Source organism: Methylobacterium sp. J-092 (assembly GCF_022829325.1).
Classification (GTDB): domain Bacteria; phylum Pseudomonadota; class Alphaproteobacteria; order Rhizobiales; family Beijerinckiaceae; genus Methylobacterium.
Genome location: NZ_JAKSXU010000130.1, coordinates 1 through 26,473 on the forward strand (window position 1 = coordinate 1; position 26,473 = coordinate 26,473).

General features: G+C 73.4%; 21 protein-coding genes. 7 read left to right on the forward strand and 14 right to left on the reverse strand.

Features of this window, described 5'->3' with window-relative positions; genetic code table 11:
- Nucleotides 1–34 precede the first annotated feature (34 nt).
- Nucleotides 35–898, reverse strand: coding sequence for a Kdo hydroxylase family protein (locus tag MKK60_RS16320; protein ID WP_147729053.1), 864 nt, complete (start codon nt 896–898; stop codon nt 35–37).
- 218 nt (nt 899–1,116) lie between these two features.
- On the opposite strand from MKK60_RS16320, the gene MKK60_RS16325 reads away from it, so the two are divergent.
- Complete coding sequence (locus MKK60_RS16325) at nt 1,117–1,572, forward strand: RNA polymerase subunit sigma-70 (RefSeq protein WP_243933690.1); 456 nt, start codon at nt 1,117–1,119, stop codon at nt 1,570–1,572.
- A gap of 60 nt (nt 1,573–1,632) precedes the next feature.
- Here MKK60_RS16325 and MKK60_RS16330 read toward each other — a convergent pair whose 3' ends face one another.
- From MKK60_RS16330 to MKK60_RS16385, 12 genes are all read right to left on the reverse strand, one after another.
- Nucleotides 1,633–2,154 carry a SixA phosphatase family protein gene (locus MKK60_RS16330; protein ID WP_243987326.1) on the reverse strand — a complete coding sequence of 174 codons (522 nt, stop codon included), beginning with the start codon at nt 2,152–2,154 and terminating at the stop codon, nt 1,633–1,635.
- Nucleotides 2,154–3,134, reverse strand: coding sequence for an aldo/keto reductase (locus tag MKK60_RS16335; RefSeq protein WP_243987327.1), 981 nt, complete (start codon nt 3,132–3,134; stop codon nt 2,154–2,156). The genes MKK60_RS16330 and MKK60_RS16335 overlap by 1 nt, the downstream gene beginning before the upstream one ends.
- A gap of 219 nt (nt 3,135–3,353) precedes the next feature.
- Nucleotides 3,354–4,205: an AAA family ATPase gene (locus MKK60_RS16340; RefSeq protein WP_243987329.1), complete on the reverse strand. Its 852-nt coding sequence runs from the start codon at nt 4,203–4,205 to the stop codon at nt 3,354–3,356.
- A 207-nt stretch (nt 4,206–4,412) separates the two neighbouring features.
- Nucleotides 4,413–4,922 carry a ferritin-like domain-containing protein gene (locus tag MKK60_RS16345; protein WP_147860068.1) on the reverse strand — a complete coding sequence of 170 codons (510 nt, stop codon included), beginning with the start codon at nt 4,920–4,922 and terminating at the stop codon, nt 4,413–4,415.
- Nucleotides 4,923–5,179: 257 nt separating this feature from the next.
- A complete protein-coding gene (chpT, locus tag MKK60_RS16350; RefSeq protein WP_243987338.1) occupies nt 5,180–5,914 on the reverse strand; it encodes a histidine phosphotransferase ChpT in 735 nt (244 codons plus the stop codon).
- A 248-nt stretch (nt 5,915–6,162) separates the two neighbouring features.
- Nucleotides 6,163–6,405: a hypothetical protein gene (locus MKK60_RS28610; protein ID WP_313901134.1), complete on the reverse strand. Its 243-nt coding sequence runs from the start codon at nt 6,403–6,405 to the stop codon at nt 6,163–6,165.
- 320 nt (nt 6,406–6,725) lie between these two features.
- Entirely contained in the window at nt 6,726–6,998 is a 273-nt protein-coding gene (locus MKK60_RS16360; protein ID WP_243933694.1) for a hypothetical protein, read from the reverse strand.
- A gap of 179 nt (nt 6,999–7,177) precedes the next feature.
- Nucleotides 7,178–9,409 (reverse strand): penicillin-binding protein 1C, encoded by a 2,232-nt coding sequence (pbpC, locus tag MKK60_RS16365; protein WP_243987340.1) that lies wholly within the window; start codon nt 9,407–9,409, stop codon nt 7,178–7,180.
- A gap of 2 nt (nt 9,410–9,411) precedes the next feature.
- Nucleotides 9,412–14,736 carry an alpha-2-macroglobulin family protein gene (locus MKK60_RS16370; protein ID WP_243987342.1) on the reverse strand — a complete coding sequence of 1,775 codons (5,325 nt, stop codon included), beginning with the start codon at nt 14,734–14,736 and terminating at the stop codon, nt 9,412–9,414.
- 103 nt (nt 14,737–14,839) lie between these two features.
- Entirely contained in the window at nt 14,840–16,399 is a 1,560-nt protein-coding gene (locus MKK60_RS16375; protein WP_243987344.1) for an alpha/beta hydrolase domain-containing protein, read from the reverse strand.
- 125 nt (nt 16,400–16,524) lie between these two features.
- Nucleotides 16,525–18,471 (reverse strand): YgiQ family radical SAM protein, encoded by a 1,947-nt coding sequence (locus tag MKK60_RS16380; protein WP_409567415.1) that lies wholly within the window; start codon nt 18,469–18,471, stop codon nt 16,525–16,527.
- Nucleotides 18,472–18,636: 165 nt separating this feature from the next.
- Nucleotides 18,637–19,131, reverse strand: coding sequence for a YcgN family cysteine cluster protein (locus MKK60_RS16385; protein WP_147728252.1), 495 nt, complete (start codon nt 19,129–19,131; stop codon nt 18,637–18,639).
- A gap of 250 nt (nt 19,132–19,381) precedes the next feature.
- Between MKK60_RS16385 and MKK60_RS16390 the strand changes: the two genes are divergently transcribed.
- From MKK60_RS16390 to MKK60_RS16400, 3 genes are read left to right on the forward strand one after another with little or no spacing between them, the layout of a single operon-like run.
- Nucleotides 19,382–21,649 (forward strand): transglycosylase domain-containing protein, encoded by a 2,268-nt coding sequence (locus tag MKK60_RS16390; protein WP_243938228.1) that lies wholly within the window; start codon nt 19,382–19,384, stop codon nt 21,647–21,649.
- Between the two features lie 5 nt (nt 21,650–21,654).
- The gene (locus MKK60_RS16395; RefSeq protein ID WP_147859939.1) at nt 21,655–22,389 is read left to right on the forward strand and encodes a DUF1214 domain-containing protein; all 735 of its coding nucleotides are present in this window, start codon (nt 21,655–21,657) and stop codon (nt 22,387–22,389) included.
- Nucleotides 22,377–23,066 (forward strand): hypothetical protein, encoded by a 690-nt coding sequence (locus MKK60_RS16400; protein ID WP_243987348.1) that lies wholly within the window; start codon nt 22,377–22,379, stop codon nt 23,064–23,066. Before MKK60_RS16395 ends, MKK60_RS16400 begins: the two co-directional genes overlap by 13 nt.
- Before the next feature lie 21 nt (nt 23,067–23,087).
- On the opposite strand, the gene MKK60_RS16405 is transcribed toward MKK60_RS16400, so the two are convergent.
- Nucleotides 23,088–24,872, reverse strand: coding sequence for a chloride channel protein (locus MKK60_RS16405; RefSeq protein WP_243987350.1), 1,785 nt, complete (start codon nt 24,870–24,872; stop codon nt 23,088–23,090).
- An 84-nt stretch (nt 24,873–24,956) separates the two neighbouring features.
- On the opposite strand from MKK60_RS16405, the gene MKK60_RS16410 reads away from it, so the two are divergent.
- The 3 genes from MKK60_RS16410 (at nt 24,957) to MKK60_RS16420 (ending at nt 26,473) form a co-directional block, all read left to right on the forward strand.
- On the forward strand, nt 24,957–25,406 hold the full coding sequence (locus tag MKK60_RS16410) for a MarR family winged helix-turn-helix transcriptional regulator (RefSeq protein WP_147729017.1): 450 nt from the start codon (nt 24,957–24,959) through the stop codon (nt 25,404–25,406).
- Nucleotides 25,407–25,698: 292 nt separating this feature from the next.
- On the forward strand, nt 25,699–26,094 hold the full coding sequence (locus MKK60_RS16415; RefSeq protein WP_243987351.1) for an alpha/beta hydrolase family protein: 396 nt from the start codon (nt 25,699–25,701) through the stop codon (nt 26,092–26,094).
- Nucleotides 26,095–26,215: 121 nt separating this feature from the next.
- On the forward strand, nt 26,216–26,473 hold the full coding sequence (locus MKK60_RS16420) for a hypothetical protein (protein ID WP_243987354.1): 258 nt from the start codon (nt 26,216–26,218) through the stop codon (nt 26,471–26,473).

Consider the following 26,473-nt stretch of genomic DNA (forward strand, 5'->3'; position numbering starts at 1 on the left):
GATCATCGGTGTCGTGTCCTTTGCGGCGGGAGGCCTACTGGAGCGGGCGGCCGAGCTTGCGCGCCAGGATCCGCTGCGGGCTCTTGTCCGGGTCGGCCTGGGCGGAGACCGGCAGGTAGGCGGTCTGCTCCAGCATGTAGCGGCCGCCCATGGCGCCGTGCATCACGAGGTCGGAGAAGGTGACCCAGGTCTGGCCCGGCAGGAACTCCACGTCGGCCTGGGGCGCGCCGGCCTGGTAGTCGGCGTCCTGCTTGAGCGCGTCGTGCAGGTGCAGCATCAGGTGGTCGTATTCCGAGCGCCGCGCCTTGGTGATGCGCAGGGCGGCGAGCAGCCGCGCCGAGAGGGCCGAGTAGCCGGGGAGCTTCGGCAGGAACTTGTCGGCCATCGAGCCGAAATCCTCGCCCACCCGCCACAGGCGCGGCTGGCCGCTCGGGTTGATGTTGCGGAACACCCGCAGGATGCGCTTCTCGCCGATCGGGTTGGACGGGAAGGCGTCGACGTGCAGCCGGGTGTCGTCGCGGCGCCAGCTCATCTTGCGCCGGTCGACGTCGAAGGGCCGGTACGACGTGCCGGCGAGGCTGATCCCGCTCGCGTATTCCGGCAGGTGGCGCGCGATCAGGTCCTTGGAGAACGCCCGGTAGCGCACCAGCAGCTGGCGCAGCGCCTCCTGCTCCTCCGGCGTGCCGGCGGCGCCCCGGAGGGTCGCGGCCTCGCCCCGGATGTTGACGTTCTTGGCCTTGCCGTCGGCGAAGGGGCGCTCGGTGAAGCGCCGCTCGAAGTCGCTGAACGGGAAGTCGAGATCGGGGAACATCAGCACCGCGCCGCCTTCCAGGGCCGCGGCGAGCGAGCCGTTCGAGGCGGGCCCCGAGGCGGGAACGGTGAGGATCGGGCTGATCATGCGGGTCGCGTGTCCTGTCGCGGGGCCGGCGTCGCGGGTCCGCGGGTTTAGCCGAGGCTCGGGGCGAGGGCCAGCGCGGCGGTTTTACCGGTGGATGACGGCGCCGGCATCCTGTCATCCCGGGATGCCGCAGTCGCGACGCCTTGCGCAACCGATGCGAAGGCGGCACGTTCTCCCCCTGTTCCGGGCGGTCTCGCCCGCACAAGGATCATTCGCCGATGGCGACGTTGAAGGAATTCGAGGAGTCGCTGCGCGAGCACGGCATGAACATGGCGCTCGCCCTGCTGGAGCGCCTGCGCGAGCGCGACCGCGCGATCCGCACCGTGAAGCCCGCCCGGCGCCTGACCGGCCAGAAGATGACGCCGGAGCTGGCCCACGCCATCCTCGACCTGCACGCCTCCACCGGCATGACGCAGCAGGAGATCGCCTTCAAGGTCGGCGTGAACCAGGGCCGGGTCAACGAGGTGATCAAGCGCGGCAAGTGGCTCGACGGCGATCCGCACGCCCCCGAGGCCGTGGCCCGCGACAAGGCCCTGGCCCGCCTGCGCGGCGAGCCGACGGCGCGCAAGGCCCCCGCGGCGAAGCGCGCCGCAGGAAAGAGCACCCCGGCCAAGGCGAAGACCGTCCCGGCGCCCCGGCGCAACCAGGGGCAATTGGCCTTCGGCGATCTCTGAGGCGCCGGGCGCAGGCATCGGCTTCGTCCGAGAGCCTGCAACCGGCTTCGGGACGATGACTTAATCCGTCAGGTCCGGGCTGAGGTCCTTCGGCCGCACGAACCGCTCCAGGCGGCCGTCGCCGTCGATCGCGCCCCAGCTTTCCGCATCGAATTCGATCACCGCCAGCGCCGCCGTGGGGAAGCCCTGCGCGAGGCGGCTTCGCGCCGCGCGCGGGCCGGCGCCGACCAGCCGGTCGGCCAGCGCCTCCATGCCGGGATTGTGGCCGACCAGGATCAGCGTCTCGGCGGAATCGGGGGCGGCGCGGACTGCCTCGAGCAGCGATGCCGGCGGCGCCTCGTAGATCGTCTCGACGATCTGCGCGGGAACCGCGCCGAGCGAGGCGGCCACCGCCTCCCAGGTTTCCCGCGTGCGCTTTGCGGGCGAGACCAGGGCGAGGTCGGGCTGCAGGCCCTCGCTCGCGAGGTAGGCGCCCATCCGCGGCGCCGCCTCGCGCCCGCGGGCGTCGAGGGGCCGGTCGATGTCGGGGACGCCCGCCGGCCGGTCCGACTTGGCGTGGCGCAGGAGCAGCAGGCGGCGCATCAGGCGAACCCGACGATCGGATGCGGGGTGTAGAGCGACTCCAGCGCCGCGATCTCGTCGTCCGTGAGCACGAGGTCGAGGGCCGCGACCGCATCGGTCAGGTGGCCGGGCTTCGCGGCGCCGATGATCGGCGCAGCGACCTCGGGCTTGGCCGCGATCCAGGCCAGGGCCACCTGCGCGCGCGGCACGCCGCGGGCCTCGGCGATCTCGGCGACCTTGGCGATGATCGCCCGGTCGGCGTCGGCCGCCGCGTCGTAGAGGCCCTTGCCGACGGCGTCGCTGTCCTGGCGCGCGCTGGTGGCGTCGGCGTCGCGGGTCAGCCGCCCGCGGGCGAGCGGGCTCCACGGCAGCACGGCGATCCCCTGGTCGCGGCAGAGCGGCAGCATCTCGCGCTCCTCCTCGCGATGCAGCAGGTTGACGTGGTTCTGCATGGTCGCGAACCGGGTCCAGCCGTGGAGATCGGCGGTGTAGAGCGCCTTCGAGAACTGCCACGCATACATCGACGAGGCGCCGAGATACCGCGCCTTGCCGGCCTTCACCACGTCGTGCAGCGCCTCCAGCGTCACCTCGATCGGGGTCTCGTAGTCCCAGCGGTGGATCTGGAACAGGTCGACGTGGTCCATGCCGAGCCGCTTCAGGCTGGCGTCGATCGCCGCGAAGATCGCCTTTCGCGACAGCCCGCCGGCATTGGGCCGGTCCGTCAGCGGGTAGTAGCACTTGGTCGCGACGACGAGGCTGTCGCGGTCGCCGTAATCGCGCAGCGCCCGGCCGACGATCTCCTCGCTGGTGCCGTCGGAATAGTAGTTGGCCGTGTCGAAGAAGTTGATGCCGAGGTCGAGCGCCTGGTGGATCAGCGGGCGGCTCTCGTCCTCCGGCAGCGTCCAGGGATGGGGGCCGCGCTCGGGGATGCCGTAGGTCATGCAGCCGAGGCAGAGGGCGGACACGTCGAGGCCGGTGCGGCCGAGTTTCTTCATCTTCATGCGGCGGCTCTTGGTTCTCTCGATCTGACGGCCGCGTTTTGGCCAAGGTGGCAGGCGGCGTTCCGCTGCTCCCAATTCATCGCCTCATCCTGAGGTGCCCGCGCGAGCGGGCCTCGAAGGAGCCCTCCCGAGGTCGCGCGGTCCCTGGAACCCTCCTTCGAGGCCTCCGCTTCGCTGCGGCACCTCAGGATGAGGGGGTGGAGGGGAAGAGCGGAAGGCTCAGCCCCCCCGCCCCTCGCGCCGCATCATGAAGGCCAGCTTCTCGAACAGGCTCACGTCCAGCTCGTTCTTGAGCAGCGCGCCGTGCAGCGGCGGGATCAGCTTGCGGGCGTTGGTCTCGCGCAGGGTCTCGGGGTCGACGTCCTCCGAGACCAGGAGCTTGAGCCAGTCGAGCAGCTCGGAGGTCGAGGGCTTCTTCTTCAGGCCCGGCACCTCGCGGGTCTCGAGGAACACCCGCAGCGCCTCCTCGACCAGGCGGTGCTTGATGCCGGGATAGTGCACCTCGACGATTCGCCCCAGCGTCTGCGCGTCCGGGAACTTGATGTAGTGGAAGAAGCACCGGCGCAGGAACGCGTCCGGCAGCTCCTTCTCGTTGTTCGAGGTGATGATCACCACCGGGCGGCGGGCCGCCTTCACCGTCTCGCCGGTCTCGTAGACGAAGAACTCCATGCGATCGAGCTCGGTCAGCAGGTCGTTCGGGAACTCGATGTCGGCCTTGTCGATCTCGTCGATCAGCAGCACCGGGCGCGCGTCGGCCGTGAAGGCCTCCCACAGCTTGCCGCGGCGGATGTAATGGGAAATCTCCGAGACGCGGGGATCGCCGAGCTGCGAGTCGCGCAGCCGCGAGACGGCGTCGTACTCGTACAGGCCCTGCTGCGCCTTGGTGGTCGACTTGACGTTCCAGGTGAGCAGGTCGGCGCCGAGCCCCTTGGCGATCTCCTCGGCCAGCACCGTCTTGCCGGTGCCGGGCTCGCCCTTCACCAGCAGCGGCCGCTCCAGCACGATGGCGGCGTTGACGGCCGCCGTGAGGTCGGGCGTCGCGACGTAGGACTCGGTTCCGGTGAAGCGCATCGGGCTGTCTCGTCCTGGCGGGCCGGCACGGCCGACCCGCCCGACATAGGGCGCAAAGCCGGTCGCGGGCAACGCCCCAGGGACGCGGCCCGCTCATCCCGAGTCCCGTGGGTCGGGACCCATGAGGTCCGGCGGGCCGCCGCCCCGCCGTCGCGGGGAGCCGGACCGCGACGCGTCGAATGCGTCGCGGTCCGGTCTTCGCCCGGCCTAGCGGTCGGCCTTGGCGCCGGCGGTGGTCAGCTCGATGTAGCGCAGGGTCGTCGGGCGCACGAGCTCGCGCACCTTGGCGGCCATGCCCTCCTCCTCCTTCAGCGATTGCTGGAAGGCCGCGGCATGGCCCTGCTGGCCCGCCGCCTCGCCGATCGCCAGCAGCGAGGTGTAGGCGGCGATCTCGAAGTTCTCGAAGGCGTGGTTGGCGTAGGCGTTCTTCAGGATCTCGTCCTGGGCCGGGGCGTGCCCGAGCGCCATCATGTTGCCGACGAAGCCGAGAAAGCCCTCCTTGAGCGCCGAGGGGCTCTCGGAGAGGCCGTGCAGCGCCTCCTCCAGGCGGGTGCGCTGGCCGTGGGTCTCGTCGATGTGGCGGCGGAGCGCCGCCTCCATCTCGGGATAGTTCTGCAGCCGTTCGACCTGACGCTCCATGATCTGGAGCGCCTGCATCTCCAGGGCATGCGTGTTCTTCAGCGCCGTGACGTAGATGTCGCGCGTGTCGAGGGCCATGTTCGGATCTCCTGATCGGCGGCCGGAGCCCGGCCGCGCCTATGGGAGAGACCCGGCGCCCGCCGGCCAAGTTTCCCGGGAGTCGCGCACGCGCTCAATGTGACGCAGCGCGGCGGATCTCCCGCGTGCGTCTCGCGCGTGGACGGCGCACCCAAGCCTCCCCCGCACCCAAGCCGGGCTCGCCCGCCTCGGGCACACGGGGTGCGGATCTCGGGCGGGCCCGAGATCCGTCGGGGGGAGGGAAAAGCCGGTGCTCCTCAGGCGAGCAGGGTGTCGGACGGCTCGCTGTCGGAGGGGCGGTCGTCCTCGGAGCTTTCCGGGGCGGTCTCGATCACCGGCTCGACCGCGGCGGCGACCGGCTCCGAGCGGATCGTCACGGTGTCGCCCTCGATGGAGAAGCGGACGTTCATGGCGGCGGCGCGGGCGACGAGGCCGGCATAGTAGGGCAGGATGCCGTGGGCATCGACGACACCGTTCTCGGGCGTGCCGGCGATCAGCGCCTCGACATGGGGCGGGATGCGGGCATGCGAGCCCTTGGCGACCAGCACCAGGGTCGGCGCCTCGCCGTCGCCGGTCACCGTCACGTCGAGCAGGCCGCCGCGCGGGATCGCGCCGGTGGCGATCATCACGAGGTTGAGGAGCAGCTTGACCTTGTTCTTCGGGTAGAGCGCCACCGGCGCGCTCCAGCTGAGCTGGGTCTTCTCGTCGGAGAACATGCCGCGCGAGACCTTCTCCGCGTCGGCGAGATCGATCGAGGCGCCGGCCGAGCCCGCTGCGCCGAAGGCGATCCGGGCGAATTGCAGGCGGGCGGAGGCGTGGCGCGCGCTCTTGCGGATCAGGTCGAGGGCGAACTCGCGCATCGACTCGTCCTGGTCGTCCTCCAGCACCTCGAGCCCGTTCACGATCGCGCCCACGGGGCTGATCACGTCGTGGCAGACGCGGGAGCACAGCAGCGCGGAGAGGTCGAGGGCGTCGAGGATCACGGCATTCATGGCACGCTCCGGGCGTTTTCTTCGGACTTGGTCTTCGGACTTGGTCGTCCGGCTTGGCGACGCGGAACTCGGCCGCGGGCTTGGCGACGCGGAACTCGGCCGCGGGGCGGCCCTGCCCGAACGGATAGACGCCACATCCGCCTTTGCAAAGGGTTACGGGGGAGGCGCGACGCGGCAAGCCGATCGCCGGCCGGCCCTCGGACCGGAGCGGCAGGCGCCCGGCTCGGTCCGCCGCCCCGCGCGCCCCCTCAGGTCCGGCAGAACAGCACCCGCCCGTCCGCCCGCATCTGAAGCAGGGCGTCGAACTCGCGCACGTTGCGGGTCAGCACGGCGACCCCGTGCTTCATCGCCTGCACGAACAGCACGCAGTCGTGGAGGGCCTTCATCCGCTCGTCGCGGCCGTAGCCCTGAACCCGCGCGAGGATGCCCGCATACACGGCGGCCTGGGCGAGGATGTCGGCATCCGGCACGAACAGGCGATGCGCCGGCATGGCATCGATCGCCGCTTCGATCGCCGGACGGCGCCCTCGGTCCGGGCGTCGCCCGGATCCAGCGCGCCGACCGTATGCATCAGCTCCTGGACGGCGACGGTGCTGTGGTTCACCAGCCGGATCGCGAGCAGATCCGCGACGATCGCGGGCGCCCTGCCCTGCATCTGGTCGATGTAGACGCAGGTATCGAGGAGAAGGCCGTTCCCGGCCGATGCCTCCGTCCCGAGAAACGGAAGACGGTCGTCGGGTCGGCGTCCCAGGGTCCTGGCCGGAGCCTGCCTCCGAAACCGCTCGGCGGACCGGAAGTCGAACGCCATGCGCTAGAATCCGAGGTCCAGCCCGGGATCGACCGTGCCTCTCAACGCTCGAAACACGTCGGCGAAATCGTCTTCGATCGCCAGGTTGGCCAGGGCGAACTCCACCAGCTCGGTGTCCGACCGGATGCCGGTGCGGGCTTTCGCGCGCTCGATCAGTTCCGGCGACACGCGCCCGGAAATCCGCCCGCCTTTCTTCGCGATCAGGCCGCTCTCCTGCGCCCGCGCCAGCACGGCCTGAACCTTCGCCTTGGACGAGGCCGCCGCCACGATCGCCATAGGATCGGGCGACACGCGGTGCAATCGGGCGCCCGATCCGCTCGGTCCTCCGCGTGGAGGCTCGTCGCGAAGGCGGTCTGCGCCCGTCCCGTGCGCCCGGCTCGGCGAGCACGCCCGCAGACCCGGCAAACCTCTGGAGGCGTGCGACGCGCACGATCGGCACCGGGATGCCGGCGCGCCTATTCCAGCCGCACCACGACGCTGTCGCTCGCGCCGGTCGCGTCGAGGACCGAGATGCGGGCGAAGCCGGCGCCGTCCGGGACCCATTCGGACTGGCGGCGGGGGGAATCGGCCACCGGGCGGCCGCCGACCATCCAGGTCAGCGGCGGCACGCCGCCCAGCGCCTTCAGGGCGAGGCGCGCCTGCTGCGCCGCCTCGCCCGGGTGATCCTGAAGCCCGAGATCGATCCGGGCGCCGTCGGGCGGGTAGGCGATCTTCAGGGGCGCGGTGTCGGCGGCGGCCAGGGTCTTGGGGGCGTCGCGGCGGATGTGGCGGAGCGGCGGCGGCAGGCCGGCCGACGTGGTGACCAGCGCGTCGCGCGGCTGCGCCACCGGCTCCGGCTCGCCGCCGAAGCGCGCGAACGCGTCGAACAGGATCGGCGCGGCGACCGCGCGCCCGACGAGGCCCGGCACCGCGGCGCCGTCCGGCCGCCCGACCCAGACCGCGATCGTCACCCGCCGGTCGAACCCGGCCGCCCACGCGTCGCGATAGCCGAACGAGGTGCCGGTCTTGTAGGCGATGCGGCCGGGCAGCGCGTTCTCGGGGGGCGGTGCGCCGCGCAGGATGTCGGCGACGTACCAGGCCGCCACCGGCTCGGCGACGCGGCGCGCGGAGTCGGGCGGCGCCGGCCGGTCGGCACGGCGGATCAGGTCGGGCATCGCGCCGCCGCGGGCGAGGCCGGCATAGAGCCGGGCGAGGTCGGTCAGCGTGATCCCGAGGCCGCCCAGCGCCACGGGTAGGCCCGGCGCGGCGTCGCGCGGCAGCAGGATCGCGGCGCCGGCGGCCCTGAGGCGGGCGATGAAGCGGGCCGGGCCGACCGCCTCCATCAGCGCGACGGCGGGCACGTTGAGCGAGAGCTGCAGGGCGCGGCGGGCGGTGACGGTGCCTTGATACGTGAGGTCGAAGTTCTCGGGCGCGTAGGCGGCCGCGTACCGGGCCGGGCGGTCGTCGAGCAGCGTCTCGGGATGGGCGAGCCCGCTCTCGAAGGCCTGCGCGTAGATGAAGGGCTTGAGCGCCGAGCCCGGCGAGCGCACCGCCAGCGTCATGTCGATGGCGCCGCGGCGCGCGGCGTCGCGGTAGCCGGCGCTGCCGACCTGGGCGAGCACCGCGCCGGTGCGGTTGTCGATCGCCAGGATCGCCGCCGACAGGCCGGGCCCCGCGGCCTGCGCGCGCTCCGTCGCCAGCTGCTCGAGGCTCGCCTGGAGCCGGCCGTCGAGGGTCAGGCGCAGCACGCTCGCCGACGGGTCGGCGGCGACGGCCGCCTCCGCCGCGTGCGCCGCCGCCATCGGGAACGGGCGTCGCAGGTCCGGCACCGGCTCGGCCTTGGCGGCGGCGGCCTCGCTGCGCGTGATCGCGCCGCGGGCGGCGACGATGTCGAGCACCCGGTCCCGCGCCCGGCGGGCGTTGGCGGGAAAGCGGTCCGGCCGGCGGGTCTCGGGCGCCTGCGGCAGGGCGACGAGGAGGGCGGCTTCGGCGAACGAGAGCCGGGCCGGCTCGCGGCCGAAATAGGCGAGCGCCGCCGCCCGCACGCCCTCGACCGGGCCGCCATAGGGCGCGAGCGCGAGGTAGAGGTCGAGCACGCCGGCCTTGCCGAAGCGCCGCTCGAGCGCGACCGCGCGGACCATCTGCCGGAGCTTTGCGGCGAGCGAGCGTTCGGCGCGCGGCTCGACCAGGCGGGCGACCTGCATCGACAGGGTCGAGCCGCCGGAGACGATCCGTCCGTGCGCCAGCCATTGCCACGCGGCGCGCAGCGTCGCCGCCGGGTCGATGCCGGGATGGTCGGCGAAGCGCCGGTCCTCGTAGGCCGTGAGCATCGCGAGATAGCGCGGGTCGACGGACGCCGCCGTCACCGGCAGCCGCCAACGCCCGTCCGGCGTCGCGAACGGGCGCAGCAGGGTCCCGCGGGCGTCGACCACGATGGTGGAGCGCAGGTCCGCCTGCGCCAGGTCGAGGGGCGGCAGCGCGGCGGCGAAGCGCCAGAGGGCGAGGGGGGGGATGGCGACGAGAATCGCGATGATGATGACAAACCCGCGCCACGTCCCTTCCCCCTCGGCGGGGGAGGGTGGCCCCTGCGTGAGCAGGGGTCGGGAGAGGGGAGCGCTGTCTCCGGACAACGCGGTCCCCTCTCCCCCCCTGCTCCGCAGGGTCCCCTCCCCCGCAGAGGGGGGAGGGACGCGCGGGCGGCCGCCCATCCCTACTTCGCCGCCCCGATCTCGACCGAGCCGAACGCGGTGCGGCCGAAGCGTTCGGGGCGGTACATGTCCTCGATGGTCGCGCCGGGGTGGACGTAGGTGCCGGGCGAGACCGCGCGGACGGTGTAGGCGGCGGTGAAGAAGGCCGACTGCTCGGGCGAGCGGTCGTAGGCGGCCACGAAGCGGTCGTCGCGGAACTCGGTGTGGACCGGCTGCACGTCGGACTTCGCGAAGGCGAGGCCGGTGAGCGCGTCGGCGTCGAGGAGCTTCGGGTTGTCGATCTCGAGGCCCGCGGGCAGGCGGTCGACCAGCAGCAGGCGGCCGGCGCTGGCCTTGGCCTCCGTCACCTTCAGCACCACCACGAGGCGGTCGTTCTGGCGGATGCCGCGGGCGGGGTCGACGACGCTGCCGTCGAGGCGGTGATAGCTCCGCTCGATGGCGTAGCCGCGCGCGTCGGCCGGCTCGGGCGACACGGGATTGCCCGAGACGCCGACCACCACCTGCACGGGCGCCCGGCCGGTGTTGGCGATCGCCACCGGCCGCTCCAGCGCCGCCGCCCGGTAGCTCCGCGCCAGCGGGCCGGCCTGGGGCGCGCCGTCGACGGTGAAGGACAGCGCGTCGGCTTCCTGCGTCAGGCCCTGGGCCGCCAGCACCATCCAGGTGTTCTCCTGCGTGCTGGTGACCCGCCCGGAGGCGCGCTCCTCGACAAGCACCGCGGAGACCGGGGTCAGCGCGGCCTGCGAGAAACCGGTCTCGGCGGCGAGCGCCAGCAGGCCGGCGCCGTCGCGCAGGCGCGAGCCGTAATCGGCGCGGTAGCTCTGCCTGTCGCGCTCGGACCGGAGCGCCGTCAGCGCGGACTCCATCGCCTTGGCGGCGCGGCCGCGGTCGCCGAGGAGCGCCAGGGCCGCCGCGATCTGCGCCCGCCCGAGGGGGGTGGCGAAGTCGGCGAGCTTGGTGTCGGCGAGGTAGCGCAGGTCCCCCATCACCGGGCGGCCGTTCCGGGCCAGCACGTAGGCCGCGTAGGCGAGGTCGGTGCCGCCGTCGCGCACCTCCGTGGTGTTGGCGACCGCGTTGCGCAGGCGGTCGAGGGCTTGGCCGAACGCCACCTGCGGCACGGCGAAGCCGCGCTCGCGGGCCCGCGTCAGGAAGTCGGTGACGTAGGCCGACAGCCAGAGGTCGTTCGACCCCTGCGCCGACCACAGCCCGAAATCGCCGCTCGCATCCTGGCGCGACAGCACCCGCTCGATCGCCTCGCGGATGCGGGCGTCGACGGTGTCGTCGAGGGCCAGCCTGTCCTTGGCCGCGAGCGCGTTGACGTAGAGCAGCGGCATCGCCCGGCTCACCACCTGCTCGGAGCAGCCGTAGGGGTAGCGGTCCAGCGCCAGCAGCAGCGCCGGCACGTCGATGCCCGGCAGCGCGCCGGCCGCCACCGAGACGGTGCCGGTGCCGGGCAGGATGTCGGCGAGCAGGTCCCCGGAGATCTGCAGGCTCGCGCCGGGCGCCAGCGTGCGCACCTCGCGCCGCACCAGCGCGCCGGTGCCGGGCGAGACGGGAAGCGTGAAGCGCTGGCCGACGCCCGCGGCGAGGCCCGGGCCGGAGAGCGTCAGGTCGAGGCTCGCGGTGCCGGGCCCGGCCGCGGTGATCGGCACCACGAGCTGCCCCTTGGCGCCCGCCTCCAGCCGCATCGTCGTGCGCACCGCCTGCGCCCCGACCAGCACCGGCCCCGACAGGTCGAGGTCGAGGGTGTAGTCGCCGCCCTGCCCCTCGACGTTGTCGAGCGCCAGGAAGACGCGGGAGCGGTCGCCGGCATTGAGGAAGCGCGGCAGCGTGCCGGTGACGACCACGGGATCGCGCACGATCACGTCGGCCGAGGCCTGGCCGACGCGGCTGCCGCTCCAGGCGGTGACCATCACCCGCGCGGTGCCGTTGAAGGCCGGCACCGGGAAGGTGACGCTGGCGCTGCCGTCGGGGGCCACCGTCACCACCCCGGAATAGAGCGCGAGCGGCGCCTGGGTCGGCGGCGCGTCGGCCAGCTCCCCGCCGGCGCCGTCGCCGCCGGAGCGGATCGCGCCCAGCGTGCCCTGCATCCCGTCGATCAGGTACCCGTAGAGGTCGCGGATCTCGGGTCCGAGCGCCTTCTGGCCGAGGAAGTAGGCGACCGGGTTCGGCGCCTCGTAGCGGGTGAGGTTGAGGATGCCGACGTCGACCATCGCCACGGTGACGCGGGCCGCCTCGCCGGCCTTGAGCCCCGGGAGCCGGATCGGCAGGGTCAGGTCCTGGCGCGGGCGCGTCTTCTCCGGGGCCTCGACCGAGACCGTCAGCGCCCGCTCGGCCCGGTCGACCGAGAACCACGCCAGCCCCAGCGCCCGGCCCGGCAGGCGCTTGGCGGCCTGGTCGAGCGGCCGGTAGGCGGTGGCGACGAGATAGGCGCCCGCGCCCCACTCGGCCTTGACCGGGATCGACACCGTGGCGCCGCCCTCCGGCACGTCCACGTCGAGCACCGCCTGCAGCCGGTCGCCGACCACCGTGACGGTGGCGCGGCCCTTGAAGCGCGGGTTCAGCCGCGCCTGCAGGGTGTCGCCGGCCGTGTAGGCCGCCTTGTCGAGGGTGAGGTCGAGGAGGTCGGGCACCTCGGCCGTCTCCGAGCCGCTCCAGCCGACACTGAAGCTGACGGAGGCCGCAGCCCCCGGCCGGCCCGGCGCGCTGACCTCGAGGCGGTACTTCCCAAAGCCGAGCGCCTGGGCCACCTTGGCCGGCGCGTCGGCCTTCAGGTCGAGGGTGCCGTCGGCGACCCGGCGCACGGACTTCACCGGCTCGAACGACCAGCGGCCGTCGGCGCGGTACCATTGGTAGGTCTGCTCCAGCCGCGACAGCGTCCAGGTCGCGCCGGCCTGCGCCAGGCGCGTGCCGTCGGGCGCGGCCATCACCACGTCGAAGCCGGCGGTGCCGCCGACGGGCAGGTCGTCGCCAAAGCCCTTGCGGATCGCCAGCACCGGGCCCTCGGGCAGGATCGGCAGGGTGAGGCTGCGCGACAGCGCCCGCCCGCCGGGCTCGCCGACCGCGAGCGTGATCTTGGCCTCGACCGGGCGCGGCGCGGCCAGCGCCTGCACCGGCACCGCGACCACGGCCTCGCCCTTGGCGTCGGTGGCGGCGCGCGCCTCGATCTCCTGGGTCGAGGCCTCGATCGCCTCGTCGTCGAGGCCGACCGAGAAGCCGTCCAGGCCCTTGATGCCGCTCGCGGCCGCCGCCTGCACGGTGACGCTGCCCGAGACGTCGAGGCCCGAGCCCGGCGCGCCGTAGAGGTAGCGCGCCGCCACAGCGACCCGGGCGGCCTCGCCCCGGCGCAGGCTCGGCTGCTCGGGCTTCAGCGTCACCTCGAGCCGCTCGGGGACGTAGTCCTCGAGCAGGAACGAGGCCTCGCCGACGGCGGGCGCCTTCGGATCGGTGAAGGCCTGGATCCGCCAGGTGCCGTGCATCGCGCCCGAGAGCAGCGGCAGCGGCAGGGCGCGCCCGCCGAGGCCCTGGTCGGCCACCGAGACGCGGCGGTACTCGACGCCGTCGGGGCGCTTGACCACCAGGGTCAGCGGCAGGCTCGGCACCGCCTTGCCCTGCCCGTCGCGGAGGAGCGCGGTGATCTGCACGGTCTCGCCGGAGCGGTAGACCCCGCGCTCGGGGAAGACGTAGGCCTCGATCGAGCCGGCGTCGGCCCGGCCCTTCACGCCGCGGTCGGTGAGGTCGAAGGCGGCGAGGTCGAGGTCGAGGAAGCCGTAATCGTCGCCGACCTGCGCCACCGCCAGGCTCGGGGCGACGCCGCCCTCGCCGCGGGCGAGCCCCGGATCGAAGGCGGCGTGGCCGCTCGCGTCGGTCCGGCGCGCGGCCAGCACCTCGTTGTTGCGGGCGATCAGGCGGATCTCGGCGTTCGCGACCACCGTCGCGCTGGCGAGCGAGCGCGCGAAGACGTGGACGCCGTCGCGGCCCTTGAAGGCGGTGAGCCCGAGATCGGAGACCACGAACCACTGCGTCGCCTTGGCCTCGTAGCCGCCATCCTCGCCCTCCGCGGTCGCGGCGGTGCCCGAGGCCTGCGCCAGCATCACGTAGAGGCCGGGCTCGAGCCGGCCCACCGCCTGGAGCACCGGGAAGGCGGTGACCGATTCCTGGTTGACCTCGGCCTTGGCCGTGTCGAGCGTGCCCTTCCAGACCTGGACGCCCTTCTGCGCGGCGATGGTCCGGGCGGTGGCGCCGTTGAGCTGGCCCAGGAACTCCTCCGACCGCAGCGACGGCAGCAGGCCGCGGTCGCCGATGCGCAGCACCTCGACGTCGACCTTCGGTGCGTTGACCGAGACCAGCGGCACCCCCGCCTGCCCGGTGCGGGGCAGGACGTAGTTGCGGCCGGTGAAGCGCACCTGGGGGGCGCGGTCGCGGACGTAGACCTCGTAGTCGGCCGACTTCAGCAGGCTCTCGCCCACCGCGGAGGGCAGGCCCTGGCGCACGACGAAGGCGTAGGAGCCGCCGTGCTTCAGCCCGTCGACGCAGACCTGGGAGCCTTCGGCCGTGACCGCGGCGTTGGTCGCGCCCGACACCGCGACGAAGGGGGCGAAGTCGGCCTTGGCCGCCAGCGGCTCGGAGAAGGTGAAGCACACCCGCGGGGCGGCGGCGTCGGCGTCGACCTTGTAGTCGAGGATGCGGAAGCCGTGCTCGGCGCGCATCGTCTCGTAGGCCTCGCGCACGGGCGCCACGTCGTTCAGGGCCAGGCTCGCCCCGTAGGCTTCGAGCGCCGGGCGCCACTCCGCCCGGCCGCCCTGGATCTCGGCGAGCAGCGCCAGGGCCTCGGCCGCCTCGGGCGCGCTCCGCGCGCGCTGGTAGGCCTGGTAGGCGGCGGCCGGGGCCCGGCCGCGCAGGCGCGCGCGGCCCTCGTAATCCTTGTTCTCGTCGTCGCCGGCGACCGCGTCGGCCGCCCGCGCGTAGCCGAGCCAGGCCTGGACGTCGGACGGGTCGGCCGCCACCGCGGCGGCGAAGGGCGGCAGCGCCTCGGCGGCCTTCTCGTCGGCGAGCAGCGCCTCGGCGGTGCGGCGGGATTGCCCGGGCCCCTTGAGCGCGCCGGCGGCCTCGCCCTTCAGCGACGTTTCGAGCCGCACGGCCGCGCTCGCCAGCCCCTCGCGCACGAAGGTCCTTGCGATCGCCGGTACGGGCCGGGCCGCGGGCGCCGGCCTGGGGACGGCACGGGCGGCGGGCGCCGGCGCCTGCGCGAAGGACGGCGTCGTCGACGGCGCCGCGATCAGGAGCCCGGCCAGCAGGCCGATCCGACGCCCGAACCCCGATCCCAGCATGATCGTCCTCGCCCTGTCGCGCCGGTCGGCCCCTCGGGGCCGACCGGCGATTCGCGTGGCGCAAATGCCGGGCGGACCGTAGCACCCGCCCCGCCGGCCGCAATCAGCGCGGGGCCGCCGTCGGCCCCGTCCCGCCGAAAATCGGGTCCGCGGCGGCGGCGTCGACTATGACCGCCGCATCCTCCCGCAGCAGGAAGCCCTGGGCCTCGGCCTCCCGGGCGGCCTCGCGCACCCGGTTCACGTAGTCGGCCTGGCTCCGGTAGCGCTCGGCCAGCGACGGCGGGCCGCCCTCGGTCGCCCGTCGCGGGAAGGGCCGGTAGGCGCCGACGAGCGAGCAGGTGAAGGTGGACAGCGGCGCGTTCTGCAGGCCGTGGACGCCGAGCGGCGCCGCGATGTCGGGCAGGCGCACGCCGCCGACGGGATTGCCGTCGGCGTCGCGCCGCGGCACCTGGACGACCGCCCCCTGCAGGGTCCTGGGCGCCTGCAGCACGCTCGCGTCGCCGGTGGCCGGCACCAGCGGCATCAGCCGGGTCTCGGGCGGGGCGAGGTTTTGCGCGACCCAGCCGTCGAGGCGCTGGAGCGTGGCCCGGGCCACGGGAGCCCAGTCGAGGCGGCCCGGCGGCAGGCTGCAGGCCTCGGCCCGGACCACGGTGACGTGCGAGGCGCCGGCGACGTCGTACATCCGGACGTTGGCCGGCAGCGCGAGGTCTTCGGTGCCGGTGGCGCCGGTGCGGCCGAGCGAGGCGCGCAGCGACGCGTAATCCGTGGTCGAATTCAGGAGCATCGCCTTCGGCGCCACCTCGCCCCGCGCCTCGGCCGCGGCGACGATCGCGCCGATGGTCAGCGGCCCGTCGTGGACGCCGGGAAACTCCGGATCGGCGAAATTCGGCGCGCCGTCGGCGCTCGATCCCGGCCCGGTGCCCGATCGCAGGATCGGCAGCAGCCCCGCGCCCGAGACGAAGACGTGCATCCCGTCGAAGACGCGCCGGCCGTCGGCGCGGTTGAAGCCGTGCAGCAGGAAGGTCTTCAGGAAGCGCCCATCCTGCGACTTGCCGGTGGCGAGCGTCCGGCTCACGCTGCCGGCGAGCGGGTTCGGCGTGCCCGCGGCATCGGCCGCCGCGTGGGCGAGGAAGTCGGCCGTATCGCGCACGATGGCGAAGCCGACCCCCTCGACGAAGCGCCGCTGTCCCTCGCCGTCGGTGAAGGACGGCAGGTCGGCGCCCTGGCCGAGCTCCCAGTACACCTCGGCGACCCGGTAGCCGCGATCCTCCAGGAAGCCGGTGCCGGCATCGAGGTTGCCCGACGCCATCGGCAGCGCCCGCGGGCTGTTGTAGAGCGCGTGGGCGTAGGCCTTGCCGCGGTTGGGCACGTCGACCAGCAGCGCGCCGTTGCCGGCGGCCGCATCGACCGGCAGGAACAGGATCACCCGCGCCGCGTACTCGACCCTGCCGGCGGCGTTGCGCGTCGCCCTGTCGAGATCGGGAATGCCGGCCTCGCCGGGCGCCAGCTCGCCGACGACGCGCCCCTCCCAGCGCGCATAGGCCCCCGCCGCGAACGTGCCGTAGGGCTGCTTGGACGCGATCTCCAGGCGGACGACCCTGGCCTCGGCCGCGCCCGCGCCGAGGGCGAGGAGGAGGGCTGCGGCGTGGAGGATGCGTGGCATGGGAACCCCTCGTTTCGGCAGAGCCTGACGCCGTCGCGGCGTGCCGCCCCGGGGGACGATCCGGGGGCGGATGGAACCGCGCTCGGCGCTCGATCCCGACATGGAACGCCCGATGCGCGCGGCCGTCACTTCCGCAGCGGCACGCCCTTCGTGGTGAAACGCGGCGCGCCCGGATGGCGCCCGGGTCGCGGCTGGCCGCCCGCCTTGCCCAGGCCCGTTCCCGGCGGCTGCGAGAGCGGGACGAGCTGGTCCGGCCGCGGCCCGATGAGATCCGCGCGGCCCATCGCCCGCAGCGCCTCGCGCAGCAGGGGCCAGTTCTCGGGGTCGTGGTAGCGCAGGAACGCCTTGTGCAGCCGGCGCTGGCGCATCCCCTTGATCGCGTCGACCGGCTCGCTGCCGCCGCGCCGCACGCCCTGCAACGGATTGATCTCGGTGTGGTACATCGTCGTGGCGGTCGCCATCGGCGAGGGCAGGAACGTCTGCACCTGATCGGCGCGGTAGTCGTTCTTCTTGAGCCAGACGGCGAGGTTCATCATGTCCTGGTCGGTCGTGCCCGGATGGGCCGCGATGAAGTACGGGATCAGGTAGTATTTCTTGCCGGCCTTCTCGGCGGCGGCGTCGAACATCTCCTTGAAGCGGTCGTAGGTGCCGATCCCCGGCTTCATCATCAGGTCGAGGGGGCCGCGCTCGGTGTGCTCGGGAGCGATCTTCAGCCGGCCGCCGACGTGATGGGTCACGAGCTCCTCGACGTATTCGGGGCTGCGGACCGCGAGGTCGTAGCGCACGCCGGAGGCCACCATCACCTTCTTGACGCCCTTGACCTCGCGGACCTTGCGATAGAGCCGGATCAGGTCGTCGTGCGAGGTGTTCAGGTTCGGGCAGATGTCCGGGAAGACGCAGGACGGCAGCCGGCACGCCGCCTCGATCTTCGGGTCCTTGCAGGCCATCCGGTACATGTTCGCCGTCGGCCCGCCGACATCCGAGATCACGCCGGTGAAGCCCGGGGTCTTGTCGCGGATCCGCTCGATCTCGCGCAGGATCGAGCCTTCCGACCGGTTCTGGATGACGCGGCCCTCGTGCTCGGTGATCGAGCAGAAGGTGCAGCCGCCGAAGCAGCCGCGCATGATCGTCACGGAGAACTTGATCATGTCCCAGGCGGGGATCTTCGCGTCGCCGTAGGCGGGATGGGGGGCGCGGGCGTAGGGCAGGTCGTAGACCGCTTCCATCTCCTCGCTGGAGAGCGGGATCGGCGGCGGGTTCAGCCACAGGTCGCGGTCGCCGTGGCGCTGGACGAGGGGGCGGGCGTTGCCGGGGTTGGCCTCCCGGTGCAGCACCCGCGAGGCGCGGGCATAGGCCTCCTTGTCGTCCTTGACCTCGTCGTAGGCGGGGAGCCGGATCACGGTCTCGCCGGGGCGGCGGCTGGCGGCCTCGTCGGCCGAATCGAGATCGTCGGCGGGCAGCTCGGCGTAGTGCGCGGGCACGCGGCGGAACAGGGCGACGCCCCGGACGGAGTCGAGCTCGTGCGGCGCCGCGCCGGCCGCGAGGCGGTTCGCCACCTCGACCACGGCGCGCTCGGCATTGCCGTAGAGCAGCAGGTCGGCCTTCGCATCCGCAAGGATCGAGCGGCGCACCTTGTCGGACCAGTAATCGTAATGGGCGATGCGGCGGAGCGAGGCCTCGATGCCGCCGAGGATGATCGGCACGTCCTTGTACGCCTCGCGGCAGCGCTGCGTGTAGACGATGGTCGAGCGGTCCGGGCGCCGGCCGCCCTCCCCGCCCGCGGTGTAGGCGTCGTCGTGGCGCAGGCGACGGTCCGCCGTGTAGCGGTTCACCATCGAGTCGAGATTGCCGCCGGTGACGCCGAAGAACAGCGCCGGCCGGCCCAGGGCCTTGAACGGCTCCGCCGATTGCCAGTCGGGCTGCGCGATGATGCCGACCCGGAATCCCTGCGCCTCGAGCAGCCGGCCGATGATGGCCATGCCGAAGCTGGGATGGTCGACATAGGCGTCGCCCGTCACCAGGACGATGTCGCAGGATTCCCACCCGAGCGCGTCCATCTCGGCGCGGCTCATGGGCAGGAACGGCGCCGCCGCCTTGGAAGACGGCCGCTTGCAGGCGAGGGGAGCCGGGGATCGACTCGCGGAAGCTTGGAGGAGGTCCATGGGGCCCGTGCATAGACCGCCGGGGCCGCGACCTCAACGAACGGCGCAGCGGGTCATCACGGACCAGCCCGGCCCCTACCCCTCCTCGCCCGGCATCGCCGTCGGCCAGTCGACGATCCGGTCCGGGAGCTCGTCGTCGGAGAACTCCTCCTCGTTGCCGGCCATCCGGCCGCGGATCGAGATGCCGGCGTCGTGGACGCTGTTGCGCGAGCCCGAGATCAGCGGGTGCCAGTCGAACAGCGGCTCGCCGTCGCGGACCAGGCGGTAGGCGCAGGTGGGCGGCAGCCACGGGATCGTGCGCACCGCCTCCGGCGTGAGGCGGACGCAGTCCGGCACGCGGACCTGGCGCTTGGCGTAGTCGCGGCAGCGGCAATGGTGGCCGTCGAGCAGCGTGCAGCCGACGTCGGTGTGGTGGACCTCGCCGGTGTCGTCGTCCTCGAGCTTGAGCAGGCAGCAGCGGCCGCAGCCGTCGCACAGGCTCTCCCACTCGGCCGGCGTCATCGCATCGAGGGATTTCTCCCGCCAGAACGGCAGGGCGGCACCCGCGGGGGCGGGCTTGGGGTTCCCCATCGGGAACACCTCTCGTGTCTCAAGGGCTGAAGCGCTCTCCTGTGCCGCATGGGCGCCGGCCGCGCAACCTCGCCCCGGGGCCGCCCCAATCCCGCATCAAGGTTGACGCGACCTTTCTCGGGCACCCGCCGGACCCATCGCCGCGAGGGCCGCGTTCCATCTCGCGAAAGGCCCCGCGGCTTGGTAGAGAGGGGCACGGCCCCGTCGTCCGCGGGTCCGTCGAGGCGTCTCTAGGAGCCGGAACCCCGTCGTGCGCCTGCCGAACGTCTCTCGTCTCCTCACCCGCATCAGGCACGCGTCGCTGGCCTTCGACGCGTGGGTCAATGCGGGCCTCTACGACAGCGGCGTCTCCGGCGGCGCGGCCTACGGCCGCTTCCAGGAGCGGATGAAGGTCTTCGCCTTCCGCGGCTGGAAGCGGGTCGCCCTCGACCTGACGAGCGAAGCCACGACGCTCGGCACCGGGGCTGCGATCCTGATGCTGGCGATGGCGCAGCCCGCCTTCAACCTCACCAGCGACAACTGGCTGAAGCAGCAGGACCTCGCGGTCACCTTCCTCGACCGCTACGGCACCGAGGTCGGGCGGCGCGGGATCAAGCACGACGACTCGCTCAAGCTCGACGAATTTCCCGACATCATGATCAAGGCCCTGGTCTCGACCGAGGACCGGCGCTTCTACGAGCACTGGGGCATCGACCCGATCGGTACGATGCGGGCGCTGGTCAACAACTCGCGCGGCGGCGGCAACACCCAGGGCGGCTCGTCGATCACGCAGCAGCTCGCCAAGAACCTGTTCCTCACCAACGAGCGCTCGCTGGAGCGCAAGATCAACGAGGCCTTCCTGGCCCTGTGGCTCGAGAGCCACCTGACCAAGAACGAGATCCTGAAGCTCTACCTCGACCGCGCCTACATGGGCGGCGGCACCTTCGGCGCGGTGGCGGCGGCGGACTACTATTTCGGCAAGCCGCTGAAGGACATCAGCCTGGCCGAGGCCGCGATGCTGGCCGGCCTGTTCAAGGCGCCGAGCAAGTACGCGCCGAGCGTCAACCTTCCGGCGGCCCGCGCGCGCGCCGTCGACGTGCTGCACAACATGGTCGAGGCCGGCTTCGTCACCGAGGGGCAGATCCAGACGGCGCTGCGCAACCCGGCGACGCCGGTGACGCGCACCCGCGACATCACCGCCGACTACTACCTCGACTGGGCCTTCGGCGAGATCAAGGCCATGGCCGACGCGGGCAAGTTCAAGAGCGACCGGGTGCTGACGGTGAAGACGCCGCTCGACCTCGGCATCCAGAAGCGCGCCGACCAGGTGGTGGCCGACATCCTGCGCAAGTCCGGCGAGGCCTACGACGTCGACGAGGCGGCGATGGTGATCCTCGATCCCGACGGCGCCCTGCGCGCGATGGTCGGCGGCGCCGATTACGGCGAGAGCCAGTTCAACCGCGCCACCGACGCGCTGCGCCAGCCCGGCTCGTCGTTCAAGCCCTACGTCTACGCGGCGGCGCTGAGCTCGGGCCTGTTCCGGCCGGACACGGTGGTCGTCGACAGCCCCGTCTGCCTCGGCAACTGGTGCCCGCAGAATTACGGCCGCTCCTATTCCGGGCGCCAGCCGATGTGGCTCGCGGTGGCCAAATCGATCAACACGATCCCGATCAAGGTCTCGATCGCCATCGGCAAGGGCCTCGGGATCAAGGGCGACTTCCCGGCGGCGAAGGCGGGCCGCGCCAAGATCATCGACACGGCCCACCGCATGGGCATCACCACGCCGCTGGTCGATTCCGTCTCGCTGCCGATCGGCTCGGCCGAGGTCACGGTGATCGACCAGGCCGCGGCCTACGCGGTGTTCGCCAACGGCGGGCGCAAGGCGAAGCCCTACGCGGCCTCCGAGGTGAAGAACTCCAGCGGCGAGGTGATCTACCGGCACGACGACGAGAAGCCCGAGCAGGTGCTCTCGACCCAGGTCGTGGCCGACATGAACTACATGCTGAACAAGGTGGTCGAGGAGGGCACCGGCCGCCGCGCGCAGCTCGAGGGCATGAAGGTCGCGGGCAAGTCCGGCACCACGAACGCCTACCGCGACGCTTGGTTCGTCGGCTACACCGGCAACTACGTCGCCGCGGTCTGGTTCGGCAACGACGACCACACCTCGACCAACAAGATGACCGGCGGCTCGCTCCCCGCCTCCGCCTGGCACGACGTGCTCGAGGTCGCCCACCAGGGCATCGAGCTCAAGCCCCTGCCGGGGCTCAAGGCCCCGAACGCCGCCGCCGCCCAGGCCGCCGCCGCCGCCCCGACCGATCCGGCCGCGACCAGCTACGGCAAGCTCTCGCGCCGGAGCTTCGAGGTGATCGGCGGCCTCAACGGCCTGTTCCGCACCGTCGAGCGGGCCCGGCCCGATGCGGGCGAGGCCAAGCCCGCCGCCGGCGAGCCGCGCCCGGGCGCGAGCCTGGCGCCGGCCGCCACGACCCGCGACGTCGCCGAAGGCACCCGCTCCGTCGGCGGCCGCTTCGAGACCCGGTGACGGCCATGGCGTCGGGCATCGATCCGGCCGCGACGGCGGTCGCGCCGCAGGCCGCGGACGCGCGGCGCGAGCCGAGCCCGCGGCAAGGCACCGACAGGGGCACGGACAGGGGCACCGGCACGGCCGCCGGCCGCCTGCGGAAGCTCGCCTCCGGCGCCTCGCCGGCCGCGCTCGCCCTGTACGCGCTCGCGCTCGGCGCCGGCCTCGGGCTCGCCAGCGCCGACTGGGCGACGCGGGGCGGCTACCCGTTCGGCGGCGTCACGGTGGGGGCCTGGACCGCGTGGCCGCGGGCCGGCTCGACCGCGGCCGACCCCTATACCCGCGCCGTCAACGCCCGCCGGGGCGAGGTGCCGCTCGCGGTCGGCGAGGGGCTGCTGCTCACCGCCGCGGTCGACGATGCCGGGCGGGCGCTCGACGCGACCTGCACCTACCGCATCGCCGGCGTCACCCCGCCGGCCCGCGCCTGGACGCTGACGGTGGCCGGCCGCGGCGCGCCCGAGCCCGGCCGCCAGCCGGTGCGCGAGGGCTTCACCGCCACCGAGATCCTGCGCGAGGCCGACGGGCGCTTCGCGATCCTCCTCGGCCCCGAGGTCGAGCCCGGCAACTGGCTGCCGAGCCCGCGCGCCAGCGGGCCGATCCGGCTGGCGCTGCGCCTCTACGACACCCCCGTGGCCGCCAGCGCCGGGACGCTCGACCGCGACGCCGTCCCGGCCATCACCCGGACGGGATGCGCCTCGTGAACCTGCGCGTCATCTACGCCACCGCCTGCGGGCTGGCGCTCGCCGGCATCGTCCACGTGGCGACGGTGCTCGCGATTCCCGCCCTGTCGGAGACCGACGCCCTCACCCGCGCCCGCTCCAGCGAGAGCCTGGAGCACCCGCAGCGGGTCTACACGCTGGCGACCCACGGCGAGGCGGCGCCGGCCGAGGCGTGGCTGCCGATCCCCGACCCGTCGGTCGCAGTCGGCGTCTGCGCCTACGACCTGGACGACGGCCCGATGCGGGTCTCGGCCCGCACCGGCGCGATGATGCTGTCGCTGGCGGTGCACGGGCGGAAGGGCGCCTTCTACGCGGTGACCGACCAGGCGGCGGTGCGCGGCGCCCTCGACCTCGTGGTGCTGACCCGGGCGCAGTACGACGCGGCGCTCGCCAGCGACGACGAGAACGAGCCGAGCCGCGACGTGCGGATCGTCGCCCCGAGCGACCAGGGATTCGTCGTGGTCCGCGTCATCGCCGCCCTGCCGAGCCAGCGGCAGGCCGCCAACGACGCGGTGCAGGCGGTCTCCTGCACCACCGACAGCCCGGACGAGCCGGATCCCGACCCGGCGCCGGCCAGCGCAGCGCCGGCAAGCCCGCCGCCCGCAAGTCCCTCGCCGACAAGCCCGCCGCCGGCCGGCCGGGCCAAGCCGAACGGCTGACGTGGAGCCGAACGGCCGACGTCACGCCGTCGGCGCCGGCCGCTTCCGCGCGAAGTAGGCCCGGCGCTCGGCCTCCGACCGGTTCACGGCGGCGCGGACCTGCAGCAGGTCCTTGCGCGTGACGAGCCCAACCAGCGCGCCGGTCTCCGCATCGGTCACCGGCAGGCGGCCCTGGCCGGTCGTCAGCATCAGGTCGACGGCGTGCGCCGCGACGTCGCCCGGATGGACGACGGCCAGCGACCCATCCGAGACCCGCTCGCTCAGCCGCTCGCCCGCGCGGTTCCCCTCCGCCCGCCACAGCAGCGCGTCGCCGCGGGTGACGAGGCCGACGGGGCGGTGCGCGCCGTCCACCACCGGGTAGGCGTCGTGGCGCCCCGCCTCCACCGCCGCGACCGCCTCGGCGAGCGTCAGGCCGGCGTCGAGCGTCTCGACCGCGGGCACCATCACCGCGGCGACGCGGGTGAGCTCGTAGGGGTCGATGCCGTATTCGCGGGTGATGTGCTGGCCGCGCCGCGCGATCTTCTCCGTCAGGATCGAGCGCTTGAGCAGCAGCACCGTCACCCCGTAGGCGGCCGCCGACGCCGCCAGCAGCGCCGGCAGCGCGTGGACGTCGCCGGTCAGCTCGACGGCGAACAGCGTGCCGGTGAGCGGCGCCCGCATCGTGCCGCCGAGCATCGCCGCCATGCCGAGCAGGGCCCAGAACCCGGGCTCGCCCGGCAGCACCGACCCGACGAGCCAGCCCATCGCCCCGCCGAGGATCAGCAGCGGCGCGAGCACGCCGCCCGAGGTGCCGGACGAGAGCGCGACGAGCCAGATCGCCGCCTTGACCAGCAGGATCAGCAGGACGGCCCGGACCAGCATGTGCCCGCCGAGCAGGTCGGCGATGACGTCGTAGCCGACGCCGAGGGCGCGCGGCTCGACCAGCCCGCCGAGGCCGACGGCGAGGCCGCCGAGCGCCGGCCACCACATCCAGTGGATCGGCAGGCGCTCGAACGCGTCCTCGATCCCGTAGAGCAGCGTCGTCAGCACGCCCGAGAGCAGCCCCGCGACGACGCCGACGGCGACGCAGGCGGCGAGCCCCCACCACGGCAGCACCGGGTCGGCGGCGAAGGGGAAGAGCGGGCCGGACCCGAACAGCGCCGGCCGCAGCATCGTGGCGGTGACGGCGGCGGCCACCACCGGGATGAAGCTGCGCGGGCGCCACTCGAACAGCAGCAGCTCCACCGCGAGCAGCACCGCGGCGACCGGCGTGCCGAAGATCGCGGTCATGCCGGCGGCGGCGCCGGCGACGAGGAGCGTCTTCCGCTCGGCGGCGCTCAAGTGGAAGAACTGCGCGAACAGCGAGCCGATGGCGCCGCCGGTCATGATGATCGGCCCCTCGGCGCCGAACGGGCCGCCGGTGCCGATCGAGATCGCGGACGAGACCGGCTTCAGCACGGCGACCTTCGGCGACATGCGGCTGCCGCCGATCAGGATCGCCTCGATCGCCTCGGGAATGCCGTGGCCGCGGATCTTCTCGGAGCCGAACCGCGCCATCAGGCCGATGACCAGGCCGCCGAGCGGCGGCACGCAGACCATCCAGAGCGACGGCATCGCCCGCGCCAGCGAGGTCGCCGTCGCGTCGACCCGGCCGAACCAGACGAGGTTCGTCACGAAGGCGATCAGCGCGAGCAGGGCCCAGGCCGCGACCGTGCTGCCGAGGCCGATGATCACGGCCATGGCGCAGAGGCGGACGAGGCGTCGGTCGGTCCGGAAATCGCCGAGAGCCCGACGCCCGGCGGGCGCGGCTGGCTGGGTGGCCTGCATGCGGTCGAACCTCCTGTAGGATGCGGTGACGCCCGATATATATATCGTAATACGATATATTAAACCCCTGACCGGAGATGCCCGATGGATTCGGATGCGGGGCCCGTCCTCTCGCGGGAGGCCTATGCCGCGATCGCGCGCTTCCGGCTGGAGCTGCGGCGCTTCCTCGCCTTCAGCGAGGCGGCGGCCGGCAAGGTCGGCCTGCCGGCGCAGCAGCATCAGGCGCTGCTGGCGATCGCCGGGCATGACGGGCCGCCCACCGTCGGGTTCGTGGCCGAGCAGCTGCTGATCGCGCCGCAGACCGCGGCGGAGCTGGTCGCGCGCATGGTCGACAAGGGCTTCCTGACCAAGGCCGCTGAGGCCCGGGACCGGCGCCGCATGGCGCTGACGCTGACGCCGAAGGCGATGGCGGTGCTGCAGCAGCTGACGACGGCCCATCTCGCCGAGCTTCAGACGCTGGAGCCGGCGCTGGCCACCGCCCTGGCCACGGCCCTCGACCGCGTGCACGGCCGGCCCGACGCCGGGTGCCCTTGAGGAGCGCCGGGCTTGCGGAACCGGGGCGCTCCGGTCCGAATGCCGGGCGGAGCGGCCGCGGGCCGGCGGCGCGGGAGGACGACCTCGATGATCGAGCTGATCCCGCGGGCGCACCTGTTCGGCAACCCGCTGCGGACCGCCTACCGGATCAGCCGCGACGGGACGCGGCTGGCCTGGCTCGCGCCGGTCGAGGGCGTGCTGAACCTCCGGGTCGGGCCGGCCGGCGACCCGGCTTCCGGCGCGCCGGTGACCGCCGACCGCCACCGCGGCATCCGCGACTACGAATGGGCCTATGACGGGCGCCACCTGCTCTACCTGCAGGACACGGACGGCCACGAGAACCACCGACCCGCTGGCCTACGCGGTCGACCGCGCGCGCTCGCCGGTCCACGTCGCCGACTGGATCCGGGTGCCGCTGCTGATCGCGCAGGGCGCGAACGATCCGCGGGTGCGGCAGGCGGAATCCGACCAGATGGTCGCGGCGCTCGTCGCCAAGCGCATCCCGGTCACCTACCTGCTGTTCCCCGACGAGGGCCACGGCTTCGCCCGGCCGGAGAACAGCCTCGCCTTCCACGCCCGGGCCGAAGCCTTCCTCGGCCGCCACCTCGGCGGCCGCGTCGAGCCGATCCACCGGCACGAGGCCGAGGGAAGCGCGATGCGGATCCTGCGCGACGATCCGCCGGCCTGAGAACGGTCGCCTGCGCCGCGACGCGATCCCCTCACGAAAGCGTGTGGCGATCCGCGGCCGAATTGTATGGATTTTGTATTCAAACCGGCAACCTTCCGACCGGTACGTTCGTACCGATGGCATGGTCAACGACAACGTGCATTCCCTGCAAGCGATCGCCGACGCCCTCGGGCTGCCCGTGGAAGCCTTCGTGGCCGGAGCGCACGGGGACCGAGCGCAAGGGGCCGGAGAGCGAGAGGCCGGAGCACAGTCGGCCGGCGAGCTCGGCGAGCTGGCGTCCCTGCTGCAGCTCTGGCTCTCGATCCGCGATCCCCAGGCCCGGCGCCGCGTCCTCAACGCGATGCGCGGCGAAGCGGAACGCCCGGGCAGCGGCGGCTGA